The 965-nt window shown below is 58.4% G+C and carries 1 protein-coding gene and 1 pseudogene; both read right to left on the reverse strand.

The window, feature by feature from the left end; all coding sequences use genetic code 11:
- Positions 1-188, reverse strand: a pseudogene (locus K0778_RS26415) (conjugal transfer protein); the annotation flags it as partial.
- A gap of 54 nt (positions 189-242) precedes the next feature.
- A partial coding sequence (traX, locus tag K0778_RS26420) for a conjugal transfer pilus acetylase TraX (RefSeq protein ID WP_153449197.1) occupies positions 243-965 on the reverse strand: 723 nt, incomplete at its 5' end.

The following is a 965-nucleotide window of genomic DNA, read 5'->3' on the forward strand; positions in this document are numbered from 1 at the left end:
GCCTGTCTGGCCTGCGCTTTTTTTGCCGCCAGCTCTGCTTCCCGGGCTGCTTTCTCGGCCAGCTTCTGCTTTTTCACCTTCCACTTTGGTGGCGTGGTGACATTGATGATGGTTTTCCGGCTGCGGACAAGCGTCTCCCCTTCTGTCTTCCGCTTCAGTGTCAGTACCGGTCGCTTCTGCTCTGTCATGCTGTGTTCTGCCTCTGACGAATCATCCTCTTGCGGCCAAAGATACCACACCCGTCACAGCGCCAGAACGCCCAGCACAGCCAGATGACAGGCATAGAACGTCGGGAAAAAGTCTCCGGGCCAGAAACGGGGTAATGATTTCCCTGCACAGGACACCAGGCCAACAGTCAGCACCGTCATCACAAGGCCGGCCACCGCCGCGGCATCACTGGTGGCAAGATTAAGCGCCGGAATAACAGCCAGCAGGCAGGCGACCAGCGCCAGACGTTCCGCTCTGTCTTCCGCCCGGTACAGCCGGTGGCTGACTGCCAGCATCAGCAACCCGGCAATGCCGTAACTGGTGCCGGACAAAGGCCCCCACAGTGCCATCAGGAGTATGGCCGCTGCAGTACGCCACCCACTGCGCGTTTCACACCATGTCAGCACCTGAGCCGCAACTGCAAAGGCAAACAGGATATTCCCCTCATACCAGGGAAAGTCGGCCAGATAATATGCGAACTGAGCAATCACTGCCCATCCCCACAGCCGGTTAATGGCCACCTGCTGGATATGCGCATGACGGGACAGATTCAGTCCCCACACAAGGGCAAACAACGGAAAGGCCCCACGCCCGGCCAGAAACATCCACGTCTGGTCCAGATGCAGAATGCGGTTTGCATGGTCCAGTACCATCAGCACCAGTGCCACCGTTTTGATGATATCCCGCTGTCCGGGTGACCAGACCAGCAACGACTGCAACCAGGTATCGGTCCGGGCAGCCAGTGAATCGTTACGTGT

The sequence above is a fragment of the Escherichia sp. XD33 genome (assembly GCF_019375075.1).
GTDB classification, from domain to species: Bacteria; Pseudomonadota; Gammaproteobacteria; order Enterobacterales; family Enterobacteriaceae; genus Enterobacter; species Enterobacter flexneri_A.